The sequence below is a fragment of the Pseudomonas sp. ABa2 genome, from assembly GCF_056676075.1.
In genome coordinates this window covers 1,504,076-1,523,523 of record NZ_CM155239.1, presented here as the reverse complement: position 1 = coordinate 1,523,523, position 19,448 = coordinate 1,504,076, and the positions used below count along the sequence as shown (strand labels likewise).

Annotated in this window: 14 protein-coding genes; 9 read left to right on the top strand and 5 right to left on the bottom strand. The window is 69.0% G+C overall.

Features of this window, described 5'->3' with window-relative positions; translation table 11 throughout:
* Positions 1-164: 164 nt before the first annotated feature.
* Positions 165-2,468, bottom strand: coding sequence for a 5-methyltetrahydropteroyltriglutamate--homocysteine S-methyltransferase (gene metE / locus AC1G9C_RS07395; RefSeq protein ID WP_480409871.1), 2,304 nt, complete (start codon positions 2,466-2,468; stop codon positions 165-167).
* A 197-nt stretch (positions 2,469-2,665) separates the two neighbouring features.
* Here metE and metR point away from each other — a divergent pair, with 197 nt between their 5' ends.
* The 6 genes from metR to AC1G9C_RS07365 all read left to right on the top strand — a co-directional run bounded on the left by metR (position 2,666) and on the right by AC1G9C_RS07365 (position 7,906).
* Positions 2,666-3,583 (top strand): transcriptional regulator MetR, encoded by a 918-nt coding sequence (gene metR, locus AC1G9C_RS07390; RefSeq protein ID WP_480409870.1) that lies wholly within the window; start codon positions 2,666-2,668, stop codon positions 3,581-3,583.
* Positions 3,584-3,672: 89 nt separating this feature from the next.
* Entirely contained in the window at positions 3,673-4,092 is a 420-nt protein-coding gene (locus AC1G9C_RS07385; RefSeq protein WP_480409869.1) for a hypothetical protein, read from the top strand.
* Between the two features lie 88 nt (positions 4,093-4,180).
* Complete coding sequence (locus AC1G9C_RS07380) at positions 4,181-4,387, top strand: DUF2933 domain-containing protein (RefSeq protein WP_480409868.1); 207 nt, start codon at positions 4,181-4,183, stop codon at positions 4,385-4,387.
* An 18-nt stretch (positions 4,388-4,405) separates the two neighbouring features.
* Positions 4,406-5,077, top strand: coding sequence for a methyltransferase family protein (locus tag AC1G9C_RS07375; RefSeq protein WP_480409867.1), 672 nt, complete (start codon positions 4,406-4,408; stop codon positions 5,075-5,077).
* Positions 5,074-7,461 (top strand): heavy metal translocating P-type ATPase, encoded by a 2,388-nt coding sequence (locus AC1G9C_RS07370; RefSeq protein WP_480409866.1) that lies wholly within the window; start codon positions 5,074-5,076, stop codon positions 7,459-7,461. The genes AC1G9C_RS07375 and AC1G9C_RS07370 overlap by 4 nt, the downstream gene beginning before the upstream one ends.
* A 19-nt stretch (positions 7,462-7,480) precedes the next feature.
* Positions 7,481-7,906: a hypothetical protein gene (locus AC1G9C_RS07365; RefSeq protein WP_480409865.1), complete on the top strand. Its 426-nt coding sequence runs from the start codon at positions 7,481-7,483 to the stop codon at positions 7,904-7,906.
* A 79-nt stretch (positions 7,907-7,985) separates the two neighbouring features.
* Here AC1G9C_RS07365 and AC1G9C_RS07360 read toward each other — a convergent pair whose 3' ends face one another.
* From AC1G9C_RS07360 to AC1G9C_RS07345, 4 genes are all read right to left on the bottom strand, one after another.
* Positions 7,986-11,111, bottom strand: coding sequence for an efflux RND transporter permease subunit (locus tag AC1G9C_RS07360; RefSeq protein ID WP_480409864.1), 3,126 nt, complete (start codon positions 11,109-11,111; stop codon positions 7,986-7,988).
* A complete protein-coding gene (locus AC1G9C_RS07355) occupies positions 11,108-12,613 on the bottom strand; it encodes an efflux RND transporter periplasmic adaptor subunit (RefSeq protein WP_480409863.1) in 1,506 nt (501 codons plus the stop codon). The genes AC1G9C_RS07360 and AC1G9C_RS07355 overlap by 4 nt, the downstream gene beginning before the upstream one ends.
* Positions 12,610-13,869: a TolC family protein gene (locus tag AC1G9C_RS07350; RefSeq protein WP_480409862.1), complete on the bottom strand. Its 1,260-nt coding sequence runs from the start codon at positions 13,867-13,869 to the stop codon at positions 12,610-12,612. Before AC1G9C_RS07350 ends, AC1G9C_RS07355 begins: the two co-directional genes overlap by 4 nt.
* Before the next feature lie 94 nt (positions 13,870-13,963).
* Positions 13,964-14,293, bottom strand: a complete 330-nt coding sequence (locus AC1G9C_RS07345) for a hypothetical protein (protein ID WP_480409861.1) — start codon at positions 14,291-14,293, stop codon at positions 13,964-13,966.
* 190 nt (positions 14,294-14,483) lie between these two features.
* On the opposite strand from AC1G9C_RS07345, the gene AC1G9C_RS07340 reads away from it, so the two are divergent.
* The 3 genes from AC1G9C_RS07340 to AC1G9C_RS07330 are packed head-to-tail and all read left to right on the top strand — an operon-like array spanning position 14,484 to position 19,377.
* Positions 14,484-15,140, top strand: coding sequence for a TetR/AcrR family transcriptional regulator (locus AC1G9C_RS07340; protein WP_480409860.1), 657 nt, complete (start codon positions 14,484-14,486; stop codon positions 15,138-15,140).
* Between the two features lie 6 nt (positions 15,141-15,146).
* Positions 15,147-16,229, top strand: a complete 1,083-nt coding sequence (locus tag AC1G9C_RS07335) for an efflux RND transporter periplasmic adaptor subunit (protein ID WP_480409859.1) — start codon at positions 15,147-15,149, stop codon at positions 16,227-16,229.
* 1 nt (position 16,230) lies between these two features.
* On the top strand, positions 16,231-19,377 hold the full coding sequence (locus AC1G9C_RS07330; protein ID WP_457789969.1) for an efflux RND transporter permease subunit: 3,147 nt from the start codon (positions 16,231-16,233) through the stop codon (positions 19,375-19,377).
* Positions 19,378-19,448: the final 71 nt, after the last annotated feature.

The following is a 19,448-nucleotide window of genomic DNA, read 5'->3' as shown; positions in this document are numbered from 1 at the left end:
TGATGAAGGAAGACAAGCGGTCGCCCTGCGGCTCCGCGTTGGGCTTCGCTGCGCTCAGCGCCAACCTACGCCCGTAGGTTAGGTTGAGGAGCCTGCGACGAAGCCCAACGCCCCTGGCTCCCATCGAACGGCAACGCAGGCAAACCGACAGGGCGAAGCGCCGATCAGGCCAGTTCGGCGCGCAACTGCCTGGCGGCGGCGACCATATTGACCAGCGCCGCCTCGGTCTCCGGCCAGGCGCGGGTCTTCAGGCCGCAGTCCGGATTGACCCACAGCCGCTCGACGGGGATGCGCGTGGCCGCCTTGCGCAGCAAGCCGGCCATCTCGGCGCTGTCCGGCACGCGCGGCGAGTGGATGTCGTAGACGCCCGGGCCGATCTCGTTGGGATAGGCGAAGCGCTCGAAGGCCTCCAGCAGCTGCATGTCCGAACGCGAGGTCTCGATGGTGATGACATCGGCATCCATGGCGGCGATGGATTCGATCACGTCGTTGAACTCGCTGTAGCACATGTGGGTATGGATCTGCGTCTCGTCGCGCACGCCGCTGGCGGTCAGACGGAAGGCCTCGGTCGCCCAGTCCAGATAGCCCTGCCAGGCGGCCCGACGCAGCGGCAGGCCCTCGCGGAAGGCCGCCTCGTCGATCTGGATGATCTTGACGCCGGCCGCCTCCAGGTCCAGCACTTCGTCGCGGATGGCCAGGGCCAGCTGGCGCGCCTGCACCTCGCGCGGCACGTCCTCGCGCGGGAAGGACCACATCAGCATGGTCACCGGCCCGGTCAGCATGCCCTTCATCGGCTTGGCGGTCAGGCCCTGGGCATAGCGAATCCAGTCCACCGTCATCGCCCGCGGACGGCTCAGGTCGCCGACTATCACCGCCGGTTTGACGCAGCGCGAGCCATAGCTCTGCACCCAGCCGAAACGGGTGAAGGCGTAGCCGTCGAGCTGCTCGGCGAAGTATTCGACCATATCGTTGCGCTCGGCCTCGCCGTGCACCAGCACGTCCAGGCCGAGGTTTTCCTGCACCTCAACGGCGTGGCGGATCTCGCTGTGCATGGCCTCGGCGTACTCGGCCGCGCTCAGCCTGCCGGCCTTGAATGCCTGCCGCGCCAGGCGAATGGCGGCGGTCTGCGGGAAGGAGCCGATGCTGGTGGTCGGCAACGGCGGCAGCTGCAGGTGCGCGCGCTGCTTGGCGCTACGCGCGGCGAAGGGCGACTGACGTTGGGCATGACGCGGGCCGATCGCCGCCAGGCACGCCTGCACCTCGGCCTTGTGGATGCGCTTTGATGCGGCGCGGGCGGCCTGCACCGCGCGGCTCTGCGCCAGCGCGGCCTGCACCTCGGCATCCTCCGGCGCCTCCAGCGCCTGGCCGAGCAACGCGACCTCGCGGCATTTCTGCACGGCAAAGGCCAGCCAGCTCTTCAGTTCGGCGTCCAGCTGATCCTCGCGTTCCAGGTCCACCGGGCTGTGCAGCAGCGAGCAGGACGGCGCCACCCACAGGCGCTCGCCCAGGCGTTCGTGGGCATGGCGCAGCAGCTCGAGCGCCTTGTCCAGATCGCTGCGCCAGACGTTGCGGCCGTTGACCACGCCGAGCGACAGCACCTTGTAGGCCGGCAGGCGGTCGAGGATGGTCGGGTACTGCTCCGGCGCGCGCACCAGGTCGATATGCAGGCCGTCCACCGGCAGATTGGCGGCCAGGCCGAGGTTGTCCTCCAGGCCGCCGAAGTAGGTGGCGATCAGCTTCTTGCCCGGCTCGCGCTGCAGCAGGTTGTAGGCGCGCTCGAAGGCGTTCTTCCAGTCCTGCGGCAGATCCAGCGCGAGGATCGGCTCGTCGATCTGCACCCATTCCACGCCCTGGGCGGCCAGGCGCTGGAGTATCTCGCCGTAGACCGGCAGCAGGCGTTCGAGCAGCTCCAGCTTGTCGAAGTCGCTGCCCTTGGTCTTGCCCAACCACAGGTAGGTCAACGGGCCGATCAGCACCGGCTTGACGGCGTGACCGAGGGCATGGGCTTCGTCCACTTCCTCGAACAACTGCCCCCAGCTCAGGGCGAACTGCTGGTCGACGGCAAACTCAGGCACCAGGTAGTGGTAGTTGGTATCGAACCACTTGGTCAGCTCCTGGGCGTGGGCGCCGCCGCAGCAACTGTGGCCACTCTGGTTACCAACGGCGCCACGGGCCATGGCGAACAGGGTATCGAGGCCCGGCTTGCCGGCGGCCGGACGAAAGCGCTCGGGGATCACGCCCAGCGCCAGGGAATGGCCGAGCACCTGGTCGTACCAGGCGAAGTCGCCGACCGGTAGCAGCTCGATGCCGGCGTCCTTCTGCAGCTGCCAGTGCTCGGCGCGCAGGCGCTGGCCGACCGCACGCAGGCCGGCCTCGTCGAGCGTGCCTTGCCAATGGGCTTCGAGGGCTTTCTTCAGTTCGCGGTCGCGACCGATACGGGGAAAACCGAGGGAATGGGACAGGGCCATGTCAGAACGCTCCATAGGGAAATCGGGATGGCGCTATTCTCGGCAGCCGCATCGAGTGAGACAAACTCAAGATATTTGTATTGAACTATAGAATTACTCATGTAGCCTGGATGAGGCTTTCCCCATCCACCATCGAGCGGCGCGCGCCGGCGGTGGATACACACAGCATCATCCACCCTAGGTTCCGTGAGTCCGCCATGCTCGAACTACGCCATCTGAAAACCCTGCACGCCCTGCGCGAAACCGACAGCCTGGTGGAGGCCGCCGAGCGCCTGCACCTGACCCAGTCGGCGCTGTCGCACCAGTTCAAGGAGCTGGAGGAGCGCCTGGGCTTGCAGCTGTTCGTGCGCAAGACCAAGCCGGTGCGCTTCACCAGCGCCGGCCTGCGCCTGCTGCAACTGGCCGACGCCACCCTGCCGCTGCTGCGCGGCGCCGAGCGCGACCTGGCGCGCCTGGCCGGTGGCACCGCAGGCCGCCTGCATATGGCCATCGAGTGTCACAGCTGCTTCCAGTGGCTGATGCCGACCATCGACCAGTTCCGCGATGCCTGGCCGGAGGTGGAGCTGGACCTGGCCTCGGGCTTCTCCTTCGCCCCGCTGCCGGCGCTGGCGCGTGGCGACCTGGACCTGGTGGTGACCTCGGATCCCATCGAGCTGGCCGGCATCACCTACGTGCCGCTGTTCACCTACGAGGCGATGCTCGCCGTGGCCAACCAGCACCGCCTGGCGAGCAAGGCCTATATCCAGCCCGAGGACCTAGCCAGCGAAACCCTGATCACCTACCCGGTGGAGCGCGACCGCCTGGACATCTTCACCCGTTTCCTCGAACCGGCCGAGGTCGAGCCGGCGCAGGTGCGCACCTCGGAGCTGACGGTGATGATGATGCAGCTGGTGGCCAGCGGCCGCGGCGTCTGCGGCCTGCCCAACTGGGCGCTGCACGAGTACAGCTCGCGCGGCTACGTCAGCGCCAAGCGCCTGGGCGAAAAGGGCCTGTTCGCCACGCTCTATGCGGCGATCCGCAGCGACATGCTGGATGCGCCCTTTATGCGCGACTTCCTGCTGACCGCCAAGGACACCTCCTTCGCCAGCCTGGAAGGGGTCAGCGTGGCGCGCTGACGGCCAGCGGCGACATTGATCTGGATCAAGGCGCCTCGCACGCGGCGGGTCTTTACTGACAATACTTTCACCCACCTGCGGCCCGCGCCATGATCCAAGCCCTGCGCCAGCGCCATTCGAGGCTTGCCGGACACCTGGCGGTGCTGTGGCTCGTGCTGTTTCTCGGCTGCTCCCTCGTCCATGTCGGCAGCCACGTCCATCTGGATGGGCAGCTGGGCGAGGAGTCGGCCAGCGTTCTCAATCTCGAGGAAGCGACCACGTTTCTGCAGACCACCCACGGCCATGGCGCGGCTGAGGCCGGCGCGCTGGACGACAGCTGCAGCACCCTGCAGAACATCCTTTTCAGCCAACTGCTGTCGCTGCTGGCACTGGCCGCGCTGATCGCCATGCCCGGCCTGCTCGCCCTGCCCGACAGGCTGCGCGGCCGCCTGCTGCGTCTCGTCCCCTGCGCGCACGCGCCCGGTTTCCCGCCGCCCCTGCACCTGCAACTGCAGCGCTTCAACGAATAACCCCGCCTCTTCCAGTGCAATGCGCAGCCTGCCCGCGCCGGTCATTCGCCGTGCCGGCAAGCTCCCTCCGATTCCTGGAGAGTCCGTCATGTCTCACGATCTGCGTCCGGCCCCCGCGGCCGCTACCTGGCGTTTCTGGCCGGCCCTGCTGCTGTTCGGCGCCATCGCCCTGTTCCTCCTCTGGGAGGAGCACGAAGCCCATCTGCTCGGTGCCCTGCCCTACCTGGTCCTGCTGCTCTGCCCGCTGCTGCATCTGTTTATGCACCGTGGGCACGGTCGGCACGATCGTCACTGAGGCGGGAGGCTGCCGCATATGGACGCTACGACCTCGGCCTACGGCCTGTGGGGCCTGGTGATAGTCAACTCACTGGTGTTTATACTGTTCGCCTTCAGCTTCTTCAAGCCCAGCAGCGCGCGGGACTGGCGTACCTTCGGCAGCTTCGCGGCCTTTATCGTCGCGCTGTTCGTCGAGATGTACGGCGCGCCGCTGACCCTCTACCTGCTGGCCGGCTGGCTGCAGAGCCGCTACCCGCAGCTCGACCCGCTGTCCCACGAGGCCGGCCATCTGTGGCACAGCCTGCTGGGCCTAGAGGGCGATCCGCACTTCGGCGCGCTGCATATTCTCGGCAACCTGCTGATAGTCGCCGGTTTCTGGCTGCTGGCCAGCGCCTGGCGCGTGCTCTACCGCGCGCAGCAGGCCGGCGAGCTGGCCGACAGCGGCCCCTACGCGCGCGTTCGCCATCCGCAATACCTGGCCTTCGTGCTGATCTTGTTGGGCTTCCTGCTGCAGTGGCCGACCCTGTTGACCCTGCTGATGTTCCCCGTGCTGCTGCTGATGTACGTGCAGCTGGCCAGGCGCGAGGAGCAGGAGATGCTCGTGCACTTCGGCGAGACCTATCGCCGCTACCGCGACGCCACCCCGGCGTTCCTGCCCTGGCCAACGGCCCGTCCGCACGCCGCCGCGGACACGAGGAAGCAACCATGAACCACTTGCCCATGCCGCAGCCCACGGCAGCGCCCGATGGCCAGGAACAGGTGCTCGACCCGGTGTGCGGGATGGCCGTCGCCCCTACCGCGGCCAGTGCCAGCGCCGAGTTCGCCGGCACCCGCTACTGGTTCTGCTCGGCCCATTGCCGCGAGGAGTTCCTGCGCGATGCGCCGCGCTACGTCGCCGGCAGCGCCGCCCAGCCCTGCCAGCACAGCCATGCGCCGGCTGCCGCCACGCCGGCGAGCGCAGGCCGACAACTGGCCAAGGACCCGATCTGCGGGATGATGGTGGACAAGGCCACCGCGCTGTCGCGTGAACGCGGCGGGCGCACCTACTACTTCTGCAGCGACAGCTGCGTGCGCACCTTCGAGTCGCCGGAGGCCGAACTCAAAGCCATGCAGACCCGCGTGGCCATCGCCCTGACCGGGGTGCTGGCGCTGGCCTTGCTGCGCGCCGGCGCCTTTATCGGCCTGGCCACCGGCGTCATGCTGATGAGCTGGGTGCCGTTCGACGCGCTGCCGTTCTTCACCTGGGGCATGTGGCTGTTCCTGCTGGTGACGCCGGTGCAGTTCATCGGCGGCTGGAGCTTCTACAAGGGCGCGTGGAATGCCATCCGCACGCGCAACATCAACATGGATTTCCTCATCGCCATGGGCACCTCGGTGGCCTACTTCTACAGCGTCGCGGTGCTGTTCTTTCCCGAGGTGCTGCCGGTCAGGGTGGGTGAGCGCGAGGTCTATTTCGAGGTCTCGGCGGTGATCATCGCCTTCGTCCTGCTGGGCCGCTACATGGAGGAAATCATCAAGAAGAAATCCTCGGCCGCGGTGCGCCGTCTGCTCGACCTCAAGCCGGCCATCGCCCACGTGATCCGCGACGGCGAGGAAGTCGACCTGCCGGTGGAGAACGTCATGGTCGGCGAGATGCTGGTGGTCAAGCCCGGCGAGAAGATTCCCACCGACGGCGAGGTCAGCGAAGGCCAGACGAGCGTCGACGAGTCGATGCTGACCGGCGAATCGATGCCGGTGGACAAGCGCCCGGGCAGCGTGGTGATCGGCGGCACCCTCAACCGCAGCGGGGTGTTCCGCTTCAAGGCCAGCCGGATCGGCGCCGACACGGCGCTGGCGCAGATCATCAGGATGGTCGAAGAGGCGCAGGGCAGCACCGCGCAGATCCAGCGCCTGGCCGATCAGGTCACCGCCTACTTCGTCCCGGCGGTGGTCGGCGTGGCCTTCCTGGCGCTGTTCGGCTGGTCGCTGGCCGGCAGCTTTCCCCAGGGGCTGATGGCCTTTATCGCGGTGCTGATCATTTCCTGCCCCTGCGCGCTCGGCGTGGCCACCCCCGCCGCACTGATGGTGGGGGTCGGCAAGGGCGCCGATAACGGCATCCTGATCCGCGGCGGCGAAGTGCTGGAGCGGGCGGAAAAGCTCTCCACCGTGGTGTTCGACAAGACCGGCACCATCACCCGCGGCGAACCCGAGCTGACCGACCTGCTGGCCTTCGGCGACGCCGCCGAGGACGAGGTGCTGCAACTGGCCGCCGCCGTCGAGTCCGGCTCCGAGCATCCGCTGGGCGCGGCCATCGTCCGCGCCGCCCGCCAACGCGGCATGCGCCTGCCGAAGGCCGACGCGATCGAGGGCATCGCCGGCCATGGCATCGCCGGCACGGTCGAGGGGCGCACCGTCTGGCTGGGCAACCGGCGCCTGTTCGCCCGCGAGGGGATCGCCAGCGCAGAGGCCGAGGCGAGCCTGGTCGCCCTGGAAGCCGATGGCAAGACCGCCATGCTGGTCGGCGTCGAGCAGCGCCTGCTCGGGGTGATCGCCGTGGCCGACACGGTCAAGCCGGAGGCGGCCGAGGCGGTCGCGGCGCTGCTCGCCGACGGCATCCAGGTGGTGCTGCTGAGCGGCGACAACCGGCGCACCGCCGAGGCGGTGGCGCGCCAGGTCGGCATCGGCCGGGTGATCGCCGAGGTGCTGCCGGACGACAAGGTCGCGGTGATCCGCCAGCTGCAGGGCGAGGGCCAGGTGGTGGCCATGGTCGGCGACGGGGTCAACGACGCCCCGGCCCTGGCCGCGGCCGAGATCGGCATCGCCATCGGCTCGGGCTCCGACGTGGCCAAGGAGACCGGCAGCATCATCCTGATCCGCGACGACGTGCGCGACGTGGTGGCCGCAATCCAGCTGTCGCGCGCAACCATGCGCAAGATCAAGCAGAACCTGTTCTGGGCCTTTATCTACAACAGCATCGGCATTCCCATCGCGGCCTTCGGCCTGCTCAACCCGATCCTGGCGGCGGCCGCCATGGCCTTGTCGTCGCTGTCGGTGATCGTTAACTCCGCGCTGCTCAAGCGTGTACGCCTGGGCAGTCTTCGCCACACCCCGTAAACCCCGCAGGAGCATCACCATGAACACCACCTCACGCAACGCACTGACCGCCCTGGCCCTGGCAGGCGCCCTGCTCACCGCCCCGGCCTTCGCCGAGCAGGCCCATCATCCGGAGCAGCTGGCGCAGAACCAGCAAGGCATGCCCATGGGACAAGGCATGGGCCAGGGCATGATGATGGACTGGTCGCAGATGCAGGACATGATGCGGCAGATGCACGGCACCACCGACCCTCAGCAGCGGCAGAAAATCCGCAGCGAACACCGTCAGGCCATGCGTTCGCAGATGGGCATGATGAACCAGCGCATGCAGCAGAGCCAATGCCCGATGGCCAAGGATGCGCCCATGCAGCAGCAGTGCCTGAAAGACATGCACCAGAACATGCAGGACATGCTGCAGATGATGGAGCAGATGCTGGAAAACCAGTCGACGGCAAACGGGCAGTGAGCCGACGCGGCTCCGGTTGGCCGCCGGAGCCGCGCTGCCCTAAGGTGCGCCGCACACCGCCTTTCGCCACCGGCTCCGCCTAGCGCACCTCGCGCAGGCGCAACAGCTGGTAGGCCGCCGGCAGCACCAGCAGCGACAGCAGCGGCGCGCTCAGCATGCCGCCGACCATGGGCGCGGCGATGCGACTCATGATCTCGCTGCCGCTGCCGCTGCCCAGCAGGATCGGCAGCAGGCCGGCGATGATGGTCGCCACCGTCATCGCCTTGGGCCGCACCCGCTGCACCGCGCCCTCACGAATCGCCTCCAGCAGCGCCGCCGGCGTGCCCTGTCCGGCCGCCTGGCGCTCGGTCCAGGCGTTGCGCAGGTACAGGAGCATGATCACGCCGAACTCCGCCGCCACCCCGGCCAGGGCGATAAAGCCCACCCCGGTGGCCACCGACAGGTTGTAGTCCAGCCAGTAGAGGAACCAGACGCCGCCGGTCAGGGCGAACGGCAGGGTGGCCATGATCAGCAGCGCCTCGTCCAGGCGCGAGAAGCACAGGTAGAGCAGCACGAAGATGATCAGCAGGGTCGCCGGCACCACCAGCTTGAGCCGCGCATTGGCCCGTTCGAGAAACTCGAACTGGCCGGAGAAACTCAAGCTCATGCCCGGCTGCAGGCGCACCTGCTCGGCGATGGCCTGGCGCAGGTCCTGTACCACCGAGGCCATGTCGCGGCCGCGGGTGTCGATATAGACCCAGCCGGAGGGCCGCGCATTCTCGCTTCTGAGCATGGGCGGGCCGTCGCTGACAGCAATGCGCGCCACCGTGCCGAGGGTGATCTGGCTGCCCACCGGGGTGTAGATCGGCAGCTCGCGCAAACGGCTCAGGGAATCGCGCCACTCGCGCGGGTAGCGCAGGTTGATGGGAAAGCGCGCCAGGCCTTCCACGGTTTCACCGACGTTCATCCCGCCGATGGCGCCAGCCACCAGTTCCTGCACCTCGGCGATATTCAGGCCATGGCGGGCGGCGGCCACCCGGTCGATATCCACGTCGATATAGCGCCCGCCGGTCAGGCGTTCGGCCAGCGCCGAACTGACCCCGGGCACGGTGCGCGCCACCCGCTCCACCGCCTGGGTCACCGCGTCGATCTGCGCCAGGTCGCTGCCGGCCACCTTGACCCCGATCGGGCTCTTGATGCCGGTGGCGAGCATGTCGATACGGTTGCGGATCGGCGGGATCCACAGGTTGGCCAGCCCCGGCACCTGCACCGCACGGTCCAGCTCCTCCACCAGCTTTTCCGCGGTCATGCCGGGGCGCCATTGCTCGCGCGGCTTGAACTGGATGGTGGTCTCGAACATCTCCAGGGGTGCCGGGTCGGTGGCGCTGTCGGCGCGCCCGGCCTTGCCGAACACCCGCGCCACCTCGGGCACCGTCTTGATCATGCGGTTGCTCTGCTGCAGCAGCTGCGCGGCCTTCTGCGCGGACAGCCCCGGCAGCGCCGTTGGCATATACAGCAGGTCGCCCTCGTCCAGCGGCGGCAGGAACTCGCCGCCCAGCTGGCTGGCCGGCCACAGCGCGCTGAGAAACACCAGCAGGGCCAGCACCAGGGTCGCCTTGGGAAAGCGCAGCACCCGCTCCAGCACCGGCTGATAAACACGTATCAGCCCGCGGTTGAGCGGATTGCGCTGCTCATCCGGGATGCGCCCGCGAATCCAGTAGCCCATCAGCACCGGCACCAGGGTCACCGACAGCCCGGCGGCGGCGGCCATGGCGTAGGTCTTGGTAAAGGCCAGCGGGCCGAACAGGCGGCCCTCCTGGGCCTGCAGGGTGAACACCGGGATAAACGACAGGGTGATGATCATCAGGCTGAAGAACAGCGCCGGGCCCACCTCCAGCGCCGCCGCGCCTATCACCTGCCAGTGCCGCTCGCCCTTGAGCTGCTGGCCCGGGTGCTCGGCATGCCAGTGTTCGAGCTTCTTGTGCGCGTTTTCGATCATCACCAGGGCCGCGTCGACCATGGCGCCGATGGCGATGGCGATGCCGCCGAGGGACATGATGTTGGCGTTGATGCCCTGCTGCTGCATGACGATAAAGGCGATCAGCACCCCCAGCGGCAGCGAGACGATGACCACCAGGGAGGAGCGCAGGTGCCAGAGAAAGGCCAGGCACACCAGGGCCACCACGACGAATTCCTCCACCATCTTCTCGCCCAGGTTGCGCACCGCGCGGTCGATTAGCTGGCTGCGGTCGTAGGTGGTGACGATCTCCACGCCCTCGGGCAGGCTGGCCTTAAGCTCGTCGAGCTTGGTCTTGACCGCGGCGATGGTGCTGCGCGCGTTCGCCCCGCTGCGCAGGATCACCACGCCGCCGACCACCTCACCCTCGCCGTCCAGCTCGGCGATGCCGCGGCGCATCTCCGGGCCGAGCTGGATATGCGCCACCTCGCCCAGGGTCACCGGCACACCGCCGGCGTCCAGGCGCAGGGGGATGGCGCGAAAGTCCGCGAGGCTCTGCAGGTAGCCGGAGGCGCGCACCATATATTCGGCCTCGGCCAGTTCCAGCACGCTGCCGCCGCTTTCCTGGTTGGCCTCGCCGATGGCCGCCGCCACCTGCTGCTGGGTGATGCCGCGGCTGGCCAGCTTGATCGGGTCGAGCAGCACCTGGTACTGCTTGACCATGCCGCCGATGGTCGCCACCTCGGCCACGTTGGCCAGGGCCTTGAGCTCGAAGTTGAGGAACCAGTCCTGCAGGGCGCGCAGCTGCGCCAGGTCGTGCCGGCCGCTGCGGTCGACCAGGGCGTACTGGTAGATCCAGCCGACCCCGGTGGCATCCGGGCCGAGGGCCGGCTTGGCCCCGGCCGGCAGGCGCTCCTGGATCTGGCTGAGGTACTCCAGCACCCGCGAGCGCGCCCAGTACAGGTCGGTGCCGTCCTCGAACAGCACATAGACGAAGCTGTCGCCGAAGAAGGAGAAGCCGCGCACCGCGCTGGCCCCCGGCACCGAGAGCATGGCGCTGGCCAGCGGATAGGTAACCTGGTTCTCGACAATCTGCGGCGCCTGGCCGACATAGGGCGTGCGGATGATCACCTGGGTGTCGGACAGATCCGGCAGGGCATCGATGGCGCTGTTCTGCACCGCCCACACGCCCCAGGCAGTGGCGAACAGGCTGGCCAGCAGCACCAGCAGGCGGTTGGCCAGGGACCAGCGAATCAGCGCGGCGATCATGGCTGCACCTCGTCATGGCCGTGGTCGCCATGCTCGGCGGCTGCCAGCGGCTGAATCCGTTCGATCAGCAGGCCCTCGTCGCTTTCGCGAACCGCCACGCGTACCCGCTGCCCGGGCTGCAGGCCCTGCAGCAGGGCGGCATCGGCCACCGGGAAGAACATGCTCATGCCCGGCATGCCCAGGGTCTTGAACGGACCATGGGTGAGCAGCAGACCATCGGCCTCAATCTCGTCGATCTGCCCCTCGGCCTCATGCAGGGCCGGCTGTAGCTTGACCTCGGCCGCCGGCTGGCCCAATTCCTGGGCCAGCAGACCACGCAGGCTGGCCTCGGAATCCAGCAGGAACTGCCCGGACGCCACCACCTGCTGGCCCTCGCTCAGGCCTTCGAGGACTTCGACCTGGTCGCCCTGCTCGCGGCCGATGCGGATTTCCAGCGGCCGGTAGCGGCCCTCGCCCTCGGCCAGCAGCACCAGGTTGCGCCGGCCGCTGCGGATCACCGCCTCGCTGGGCACTAGCAGGGTCTCGCTGCCCTGGCTGTGCTGCAGGCGCACCCGCGCGCTCATACCGGGGCGCAGGCGCCCCGCGGGGTTGTCCAGCACCACCCGCAGGCGCAGGGTGCGGCTGTCCAGGTTGGCCTCGGGCAACAGCGCCTCGATACGCCCGCCGATACTCTCCCCCGGCAGGGCCGGCAGCAGCACCTCGACCGGCTGGCCGGGCTCAATCGCGCTGGCTTGCGCCTCGGGCAGCGCCACCTCCAGCCAGACCCGCTGCAGACCGTTGATCCGCGCCAGGCTCTGCCCGGCACTGAGGGTCATGCCCTCGCGCACCTGCAGCTCCTGCAGTACCCCGGCGATCGGGCTGGTCACCGTCCACAGCCGCTGCACCTGGCCACTGCGCTCCAGGCGCGCGATCAGCGCCGCCGGCATGCCCACCAGTTGCAGGCGCTGGCGCGCCGCGGCCAGCAGCTGCGGCTGATCGAGATCGCGCAGGGCCAGGTATTCCTCCTGCGCCGCCAGCCAGTCGGGTACCAGCAGATCGACCAGCGGCGCGCCGGCCGCCAGCAGGTCCTCGGGCGCCAGCGGGTAGACCCGCTCGACGAAGGCGGCGCTGCGCGTCTGCACCAGGGCCACGTCGCGCTGGTCGAAGCCCAGGCTGCCGACCACCTCCAGCTCGCCCTGCAGCGGCCCGCGCACCACCGGGGCCAGGCGCATGCCGAGGTTCTGGGTCAGGCGCGGGTCGATCTGCATGGCCGTGCTCGGCGCATCGCCGGCCTGCGTATCGGCGTAGCGCGGCACCAGGTCCATATCCATAAAGGGCGACTTGCCCGGCTGCTCGAAGCGCTGCTGCGGGTACATGGGGTCGTACCAGTAGAGCACCGGGCGCTCGCTGTCGGCCGCCACGGGCGGCTGTGCAGGTTCCTGGCGGCCAAGCCAGTAGCCGCTGGCCGCGCCGACGGCAATCAGGACGACGAGGCCCAGGGCCTGGATCGGTGAGGGGCTCATAGGTCACGCTCCTGCTGGTTGGCGTAGGCGAAATGCAGGCGGGCAGCGACCAGCGCCCGCTGTTCGAGAAAATCCAGATGGCGCAACTGCGCCTCCACCCGCTCGCGGCGAGCGGCGATCAGCTCGCCCAGCTCGCCGCGACCGGCCTGGTAGTCGGCCAGGCTCAGGCGTACCCGCTGCTCGGCCAGGGGCAGCAACTGCTCCTGGCTGCGCTCGACGGCGCGCTGCAGGCGACGGTGCTCGGCCAGGTCCATGGCCAGCTGCAGGGCGTGCTCGCGCAGCAGCGCCTCGCGCTCGGCCTCCAGGGCCAGCAGCTCGGCGCGCTGGGCGGCGATGCGCGGGTTCTGCCGGCTGCCGGCGAACACCGGCAGGTCGATGCTCAGCTGTAGCGAGAGCATGTCGCCGAAGGCGCGATCACGCTGCTGGTAGGCCAGCTCCCAGCTCCAGTCGGGGCGCCTGTCGGCTTCGGCCAGCTTGACCCGGGCCTCGGCCTCGCGGGTCTGCGGGACGAAGGCCTGCAGTTCGGGGTGCTGGGGCAAGGCATGGCGGTAGCGCGCCTCGTCCACCGGCCAGTCGGGCAAGGGGCCGCGCAGCGACTCGTCGGCCGCCGCGCCGACCCAGCGGCGCAGCACGGCGCGGGCCTGGCTGCGCTGCTGCTGCAACTCATCCTCACGCTCAGCCAGGGCCAGGGCTTCCTGGCGCGGCGCCAGGCTGTCGGCGCTCGGTCCGCGGCCGCCGGCCAGGCGCGCCTGCACCGCCCGCTCGAGCAGGCGGTTCTCCGCATAGAACTCCTGGAACAGCTGCAGGCGCTGCTCCAGGGCCTGGGCGACTATCCAGGCCTGGGCGGTCTGCCGCTGCACCTGCAGGCGCTCGACCTGCTCCTGGGCCGCGGCCGAGTCGATGCCCGCCCGCGCCAGTTCGACCCGGGCGCTACGCTTGGCGCGGTTGGGCACCTCCTGCATAACGCCGAGCATACCCATGGTCATGGGCTCGGCATCCAGGCGCCAGCGCTCCTGCCCTTCGATGGGCAGGTTCTGCAGGCCCAGCAGCAGTTTCGGATCGGGCAGCTCGCCGGCGGGCACGGCGGCCTGGCGCGCCGCCTCCAGTTCGGCGGCGCGCGCCAGCAGGTTGGGCGCTTCACGCCCGGCCAGGGCCAGGGCCTGCTCCAGGGTCAGGGCCAGGCTCGGCATGCTGAAAAGACTCGCCAGCACGGCGCCGGCCAGCAGCGGGCCGAGGCGCGAATAGACAATGGACATCGGCTGATTCCTGTCGAAAACCAGCGTCCCGCGGGACGCACAGCCCCCCGCCGGCAGCCGGGCTGCACGGAGGGCATCGAGGTTGGCGAGGGAATCAGGCCCGGGGCGGACGCCAGGGCGCGAGCGAAGGTCGTGACAGGGGATCGGCGAGAGCCTGCCAGGCAAGCCGCGAGGGAGCGAGCAGCCCGTCCATCCGCGGCGGCTGGTTGCCGAGCAACAAGGCTCCGGCGCTGGAGCACTGCGACATCTCGGCGCACAGTTGATCGCCAGCGGCCATCGCCTCGTCGTCGCAGCAGTCGCCCGGCTGGCCGCTGCCCTGGCTCATCGGGCAGGGATCGCCCTGCGGCAGGAGGCCCGCCAGGGACTGCAGGGGCAGCACCAGCGTCAGCAGCAAGACCAGATAGAGGCGGGCCATGGCGTTCATGCCAGGCAGTCTAGTGCGCCGCCAGGTCGGCGGCAATTGACCGGGCTCAAGGCTGCCTCAGCCCTCTGCGCCCTGCGACAACCGCTGGGCATCGCACCGCCTCGGCCAAGCCCGGTTACAACTCTCGACTTGCTCGATGTGACCAGCAGTCATAGCATGACCGCCGGTCACAACTCGCCGCGGACAGTCCATGCGCTACCAGGATCACCTCTTCCAGCAACGCGAAAACGCCCTGCTCGAAGCCGCCCGCCAGCTATTCCAGGAGCAGTCCTGGGATCGCGTCACCATCGCCGAGGTGGCCCGCCACGCCTGCATCGGCAAGGGCACGGTGTACAAGCACTTCCCCAGCAAGGAGGCGCTCTACGCGCGCCTGGTGCTGGATCGCTCACGCCAGCATCTGGGCGAACTGCGCGCCGTCGCCCAGCAGGCGCCGGCGCCGCAGGCCATGCGCCGGGTGATTCGCCGCGCCTTCGAGCAGTTGCTGGCCGACCCGCTGCAGGCCGAGCTGTGCCTGCTGTGCGACCGTCCGGCCTTTCAGGAACGCCTGGAGCCGCCCTACCGCGAGCAGTTTCTCGAACTTGAGGGCCAGTACCTGGCGCTGTTCAACCAGTTGCTGCAGGCCAGCTTCGCCGAGCTCGAGCTGTCGCCGGCCGACTGCCAGCACCTGCTGTGGGGCGTCGAGGCCTGCGTCAACGGGGTGATGGCACGCATCGCCTCCGGCGGCTTCGCCCATTGGGCCGAGCCGATTGCCCTGGACGCCTACTTCGAGCGCGTCACCGATTTCATCATCGCCGGCCTGCAGGGTCAGGCCGCCGCGCTGCATCCAGCGCCCGCATTCAGCGAGTAACCCGCCATGTTCGCCCAACTCAGCAAACGCCCCTGGATCATCGCCGTCCTCATCGTCCTGGTGCTGCTGCTCTGGCTGCTCAGCGGCGAGCGCTTCGCCGCCCGCGACGAGGCCACGGCCGACCAACCGGCCGCGGCCGCCGAACTGCCGCGGGTCGAGGTGCAGTGGCTGCAGGCCGAGCCGATGCAACGCCAGCACGTGGTGCAGGGGCAGATCGAGGCCTGGCGCCGGGTCGAGCTGCGCGCCCAGGTCAGCGGCAGCGTGCAGCGCCTGGATCAGGACAAGGGCAACCGCGTCGCCGCCGAACAATTGCTGCTGAGCCTGTCGCCGGACGACCGCCCGGCCCAGGTGGCGCGCAGCGAGGCCGACGTGCGCCAGCGCGAGAGCGACGTGAGCGCGGCCAAGCGCCTGCGCGAACGCAGCCTGATCTCGGCCAACGAGCTGATGCGCCTGGAGAGCGAGCTGGCCAAGGCCCGCGCCGAACTCGACAGCGCCCGCCTGCAGCTGCGCAACACGCGGATCGTCGCGCCCTTCGCCGGCATCTACGACCAGCGCCAGGTCGAGCTGGGCGATTTCGTCCAGCCCGGGCAGAGCCTGCTGACCCTGGTGGACATCGACCGCCTCAAGGTCAGCGCGCAGATCGCTCAGCAGCAGGTGACCCAGCTGCAGCTGGGCCAGCCGGTCAAGGTCGAGCTGCTCGACGGCCGCACACTGGAAGGCGAGCTGCACTTTATCGCCGCCGCGGCCGACCCCGGCTCGCGCAGCTTCCGCATCGAGGTCAAGGTGGACAACCCCGCCGGCCTGCGCCTGGCCGGCGCCAGCGCCACCCTGCATATCCAGACCGGCGAGGCCCTGGCCCATCGCCTGTCCCCGGCCCTGCTCAGCCTCGACCAGACTGGCCGCCACGGGGTCAAGTGGGTCAACCAGGAGCAGCGCGTGGAGTTCACCCAGGTGCAGCTGATCAGCGTCGACAACCAGGGCGCCTGGGTCAGCGGCCTGCCGCCGAAGGTGGCGCTGATCACCCTCGGCCAGGGCTTCGTCGAGCCGGGCCAGCAGGTACGCACGCAACTCGCCGCAGAGGGCAGCTGAGATGCACGCCCTGATCGCCGCGGCACTGGATCGCAGCCGCACCAGCCTGTTGTTTCTGGCCTTCCTGATCCTCGGCGGGCTGGCCGCCTATATCGCCATTCCCAAGGAGTCCAACCCGGACGTGGCGATCCCGATCATCTACGTCTCGGTGACCCTGGAAGGCATCAGCCCGGAAGACGGCGAACGCCTGCTGGTGCGTCCTCTGGAACAGGAGCTGCGCAGCCTCGAGGGCGTCAAGGAAATGCGCTCGGTATCCAGCGAGGGGCATGCCTCGGTGACCCTGGAGTTCGACGCCGGCTTCGACGCCAAGGTGGCGCTGGCCGACGTGCGCGAGAAGGTCGATACCGCGCGCAGCAAGCTGCCCGAGGAGGCCGACGAGCCGACCGTCAACGAGGTCAACGTGGCGCTGTTCCCGGTGCTCTCAGTGGGCCTGTCCGGCCCCATCGCCGAGACCGAGCTGGTGTACATCGCCCGGCGCCTGAAGGAGAACATCGAAGGCATCGCCGAGGTGCTGTCGGTGGAGATCGGCGGCGACCGCGAAGACCTGCTGGAAATCGTCGTCGACCCGCAGGTGCTGGACAGCTATGGCATCGACTACAACGAGCTGTTCAACCTGGTCAGCCGCAACAACCGCCTGGTCGCCGCCGGCAGCCTGGACACCGGTGCCGGACGCATGAGCATGAAGGTGCCAGGGGTGATCGAGAACCTCGAAGACGTCATGAGCATGCCGATCAAGGTGGTGGCGGGCAGCGTGGTCACCTTCGCCGACGTCGCCAGCATTCGCCGCACCTTCAAGGACCCCACCGGCTTCGCCCGCATCAACGGCCAGCCGGCCATCGTCCTGGAGGTGTCCAAGCGCAGCGGCGCCAACATCATCGCTACCATCGAGCAGGTCAAGGCGCTGCTGGAGCAGGCCAAACCGCTGCTGCCGGCGGGCGTGGAAGTCAGCTACATCATGGATCAGTCGCAGGAAGTGCAGAGCATGCTCGGCGACCTGCTCAACAACGTGCTGACCGCCATCGTCCTGGTGCTGATCCTGGTGGTGGCGAGCATGGGCCTGCGTTCGGCGCTGCTGGTCGGCCTGACCATTCCCGGCGCCTTCCTGAGCGGCATCCTGCTGATCTGGATGCTCGGTTTCACCCTCAATATCGTCGTGCTGTTCAGCCTGATCCTGGTCGCCGGCATGCTGGTGGACGGCGCCATCGTCGTCTCCGAGCTGGCCGACCGCTACCTGCACCAAGGCCAGAACCCGCGCCAGGCCTGGGCCAATGCCGCTACGCGGATGGCCTGGCCGGTGATCGCCTCCACCGCCACCACCCTGGTGGTGTTCCTGCCGCTGCTGTTCTGGCCCGGGGTGGTCGGCCAGTTCATGAAGTACCTGCCGGCCACCGTGATCCTCTGTCTGCTGGCCTCGCTGGCCATGGCCCTGGTGTTCCTGCCGGTGCTCGGCGCCGTCACCGGCGGCGCGGCCCAACCGCAGGCGCAGCACGCCAGCCGCGCCGGCAGCGCCTACCGCCGGCTGCTGGAAAAGCTGCTCCGGCGTCCCGGCCTGACCCTGCTCGGCATGCTCGCGCTGATCGCGCTGATCTACGTCGGCTACGGCCGCTTCAACCACGGCGTGGAATTCTTCCCCGAGGTCGAGCCGGAAAGCGCGCAGATCTGGCTGCGCGCCCGCGGCGACCTGTCGGTGCAGGAGAAGGACACCCTGCTCAAGCAGGTGGAACGCCAGGTGCTCGGCATGCGCGAGGTCAAGGCGCTGTACGCGCGCTCCCTGGCCCAGCCGGACGGCCAGCTCGGCGCCGACGTGATCGGCACCCTGCAGTTCCAGTTCGTCGACTGGCACCAGCGTCGCCCGGCCAAGGACATCCTCGCCGAGATGAGCCGGCGCACCGCCGACATCCCCGGCGTGGTGCTGGAGTTCCGCAAGCAGGAACAGGGCCCCACCGACGGCAAGCCGGTCAAGCTGCAGATCAGCGCCATGGACCCGGCGCTGAGCGAGCAGTGGGTCGAGCGCATCCGCGGCGAAATGCACAGGCTCGGCGGTTTCGTCGACATCGAGGACGACCGCGCCCTGCCCGGCATCGAATGGCGAATCAAGGTCGACCGCGAGGCCGCCGCGCGCTTCGGCGCCGACGTGCTCAGCGTCGGCAACGCGGTGCAGATGATCACCAACGGCCTGAAGCTGGCCACCTACCGCCCCGAGGACGCCACCGACGAGGTGGACATCCGCGTGCGTCTGCCCGGCAACTGGCGCTCGCTCGACCAGCTCGGCCGCCTGACCCTGAGCACGCCGACCGGCCAGGTGCCGCTGAGCAACTTCGTCGACCTGCAGCCGGCGCCCAAGGTCGGCACCCTGCGCCGGGTCGACGGCGACCGCACCATCACCCTGCAGGCCGACCTGGCCGAGGGCGCACGCCTGGACGAACGGCTCAAGGCGTTGCGCGAGGCGCTCGGCGAGGTACCGGCCGAGGTCAAGGTGCAGTTCGCCGGCGAGGACGCCGACCAGCGCGAGGCGGCCACCTTCCTGATGACCGCCTTCGTCGTCGCCATCTTCCTCATGGCGATCATCCTGGTCACCCAGTTCAACAGCCTCTACCAGGCGGCGCTGGTGCTGTCGGCCATCGTCCTGTCCACCGCCGGCGTGCTGATGGGCCTGTTGATCAACGGCCAGTCGTTCGGCATCGTCATGGTCGGTATGGGCCTGATCGCCCTGGCTGGCATCGTGGTCAACAACAACATCATCCTCATCGACACCTACAACCAGTTGCGCCGCCAGGGCCTGGAGCCGCGCGAGGCAGCGCTGGAAACCGGCAGCCTGCGCCTGCGTCCGGTGCTGCTGACTGCGGTGACCACCATCCTAGGCCTGATGCCCATGGTGCTCAGCGTCAACGTCGACCTGCTCAGCCCGAGCCTGGGCTTCGGCGCCCCCTCGACCCAGTGGTGGACCCAGCTGTCCAGCGCCATCGCCGGCGGCCTGGCCTTCGCCACCGCGCTGACCCTGCTGCTGACACCCTGCCTGCTGGTGCTCGGCGCCCGCTTCGAACGTCGCCCGCCGCCACTGGAAACCTACGACACCGACCTGCTCGACCTGCCCGAACACCTGATCGCGGCCAAGCCCGACAAGGTGCAGCTGCAACGCACCGACTGAGCCAAGCGCCCCGCCGCATTGGCGGGGCGCCCAACAAAAGCCTGGCGCGCGCCACTCGACTGGGTGGTCAG

Coding starts and splice junctions, on each gene's coding strand:
- metE (WP_480409871.1), bottom strand. CDS start 2,468: ATGGCCCTGTCCCATTCCCTCGGTTTTCCCCGTATCGGTCGCGACCGC.
- metR (WP_480409870.1), top strand. CDS start 2,666: ATGCTCGAACTACGCCATCTGAAAACCCTGCACGCCCTGCGCGAAACC.
- AC1G9C_RS07385 (WP_480409869.1), top strand. CDS start 3,673: ATGATCCAAGCCCTGCGCCAGCGCCATTCGAGGCTTGCCGGACACCTG.
- AC1G9C_RS07380 (WP_480409868.1), top strand. CDS start 4,181: ATGTCTCACGATCTGCGTCCGGCCCCCGCGGCCGCTACCTGGCGTTTC.
- AC1G9C_RS07375 (WP_480409867.1), top strand. CDS start 4,406: ATGGACGCTACGACCTCGGCCTACGGCCTGTGGGGCCTGGTGATAGTC.
- AC1G9C_RS07370 (WP_480409866.1), top strand. CDS start 5,074: ATGAACCACTTGCCCATGCCGCAGCCCACGGCAGCGCCCGATGGCCAG.
- AC1G9C_RS07365 (WP_480409865.1), top strand. CDS start 7,481: ATGAACACCACCTCACGCAACGCACTGACCGCCCTGGCCCTGGCAGGC.
- AC1G9C_RS07360 (WP_480409864.1), bottom strand. CDS start 11,111: ATGATCGCCGCGCTGATTCGCTGGTCCCTGGCCAACCGCCTGCTGGTG.
- AC1G9C_RS07355 (WP_480409863.1), bottom strand. CDS start 12,613: ATGAGCCCCTCACCGATCCAGGCCCTGGGCCTCGTCGTCCTGATTGCC.
- AC1G9C_RS07350 (WP_480409862.1), bottom strand. CDS start 13,869: ATGTCCATTGTCTATTCGCGCCTCGGCCCGCTGCTGGCCGGCGCCGTG.
- AC1G9C_RS07345 (WP_480409861.1), bottom strand. CDS start 14,293: ATGAACGCCATGGCCCGCCTCTATCTGGTCTTGCTGCTGACGCTGGTG.
- AC1G9C_RS07340 (WP_480409860.1), top strand. CDS start 14,484: ATGCGCTACCAGGATCACCTCTTCCAGCAACGCGAAAACGCCCTGCTC.
- AC1G9C_RS07335 (WP_480409859.1), top strand. CDS start 15,147: ATGTTCGCCCAACTCAGCAAACGCCCCTGGATCATCGCCGTCCTCATC.
- AC1G9C_RS07330 (WP_457789969.1), top strand. CDS start 16,231: ATGCACGCCCTGATCGCCGCGGCACTGGATCGCAGCCGCACCAGCCTG.